Source organism: Sphingobium soli, from assembly GCF_020782245.1.
GTDB lineage: Bacteria > Pseudomonadota > Alphaproteobacteria > Sphingomonadales > Sphingomonadaceae > Sphingobium > Sphingobium soli.
In genome coordinates this window covers 1-1,497 of the sequence record NZ_JAJGNP010000043.1, presented here as the reverse complement: position 1 = coordinate 1,497, position 1,497 = coordinate 1, and the positions used below count along the sequence as shown (strand labels likewise).

Annotated in this window: 3 protein-coding genes; all 3 read right to left on the bottom strand. The window is 65.1% G+C overall.

What is annotated here, in order from left to right; translation table 11 throughout:
* Positions 1–704: hypothetical protein (locus tag LL253_RS19630; protein ID WP_228228200.1), on the bottom strand; the 704-nt coding region annotated here is incomplete at its 3' end.
* Positions 691–879 (bottom strand): DUF7697 family protein, encoded by a 189-nt coding sequence (locus tag LL253_RS19625; protein ID WP_228228199.1) that lies wholly within the window; start codon positions 877–879, stop codon positions 691–693. The genes LL253_RS19625 and LL253_RS19630, both read right to left, overlap by 14 nt.
* A 14-nt stretch (positions 880–893) precedes the next feature.
* A partial coding sequence (locus LL253_RS19620; protein WP_228228198.1) for a hypothetical protein occupies positions 894–1,497 on the bottom strand: 604 nt, incomplete at its 5' end.

The window sequence follows — 1,497 nt, the reverse complement described above, 5'->3', positions numbered from 1 at the left end:
GCCATCTCCATGTTGAACCGCTGCTGCGCGGCCCAGACCGGATCAAGCGCAGCGCGCAACGCCAGCGCCTTCTGCTCAAGCATCTCCTCCTGTCGCGCCAGCGCGGCGAAGCCAGCGCCATTGTCACTTGCTGGCGTTGCGTCAACTCCCAGCAGGGTGTTTATGCGGGACTGCGCGGCCTCGCGCTGCGCCTGAGCACCACGCTGAACGGCTGCTGCTGTTTCTTGCAGTTCCGTTTGAAGACGTTGCTGCGCCTCCGCCAGCAAATCAGACGATAGATAACCCTCTTTGTTGAGGCGGGTCAGCTCTTCCATTTCACGATTGACGCGCTGCTGCGCGGCCCAGACCGGATCAAGCGCAGCGCGCAACGCCAGCGCCTTCTGCTCCATCCGCTCCTGTTCCGCGATCAGTTTACGGAACGCTGCGGCGCTGGCGCGGGCGGACCCTTCGTCCAGACTGGCACCCGTCCCGACCGACATGTTGATTCGCGCCTGCACCGCGCTTTGTGGTGCGAGGGCAGCCAGCTTGTCAGCGGCGGCGGCCTGACGGCGAACGGCAGATTCTATATCCTGCGACGCGCGATCGAATGACCGTGCCGCACGATTGGCCGCCGCATCACCGGCGTCACCCACCGACTTGAAGTCGCGAACGACCTGATCCTTGCCCTCCGTGCCGAGCCGGATCGCTACTCTAGGCTGTGCCATCGTCGGGGGCGTCCTCACTGAATTTGTCGAGCAGGATCCGCTCCATGCTGGGAAGCAGTTCGGCGAGCATGCTCATGTCAGCACCCTGCGCGGTTCCCATCGACAGCACGGCGCCGAAATCGAGCGCATAGGGGCCGCCCATGCCAGCACGCAGCTGGCGGGTGCATCCGCTCACTACGTCCCAGACACCTACGCCTTCGTCCGTGCGCGGCTCGTGCTGCCGGTAGGGGCAGCCTTCGCTTTTCCCTTTCGGCTTGCACCGTCCGACCCGGTGGGCGTTGCAGACTTTGCGGCAGTAATCGGCACCGGCATCGCCCCCGTCGAAATGCCATTCGGCGAGGGCGACAATCCGTTTTTTTCCAGTTCTCGCAGCACGAACGGACGCACATAGGCCTCGTCCAGCCGGTCGAACCGCAGGGGGTCGGTCAGGAACAGGCGCAGATTGTCGGGCGTAACCGGGGCGGGATTGCCATCGGCATCGCCGACACCCTCCCACGCAACGATGCCGCTCATCAGCAGGCTTTCGGACAGCGCATCACCCGCCAAGTCCATCAATTCGGGCGACAGCGGCGCGTCTTCGTCCTCGGGCAAATCCATCTCATGGCAGGCGTCCCCGGCCGCCCGCCGCGCCGCGCGCAGGGCGATCCTGCCGATCGGCGCGAACTGCACGCGAACCGCTGGCACATCGCCATGCGCTTCGTGGACGGTGTGCCACCACGGTTCCAGCGCCTTGCGCTCGGCGTCGAGGCTCATCATCAGAAGCTGTTCTTCCGCTTGGTGCCCAGCCATTCGA